Annotated in this window: 1 protein-coding gene; it reads left to right on the forward strand. The window is 75.3% G+C overall.

Annotation, left to right across the window (positions count from 1 at the left end; all coding sequences use genetic code 11):
- The coding region (locus tag J0695_RS42610) for a hypothetical protein (RefSeq protein ID WP_206970140.1) at positions 1–219 on the forward strand (219 nt) is incomplete at both ends.

The raw sequence follows: 219 nt of genomic DNA on the forward strand, positions 1-219 counted from the left end.
GGCCTGCACCGGTTCACCCGACACCGCGGCGGACGACGCCACGAGGTCCTGGTCCAGCTGCACGAGGGCCTGGACGCCGCGCTGGCGGCGGCCGCCACCTCGACAAGCGCCTCCTCGTCCCGCGCCAGCAGGAACGCATTCGATCCCACGGCGGTCCAGGAGGGGGCCCGCAATGCCCCGTTCCAACGGTCGGCGGGCAGGATCGCCACGGCGGCGGGG

Source organism: Streptomyces beijiangensis, from assembly GCF_017315755.1.
In the GTDB taxonomy this organism is placed as follows: domain Bacteria; phylum Actinomycetota; class Actinomycetes; order Streptomycetales; family Streptomycetaceae; genus Streptomyces; species Streptomyces beijiangensis.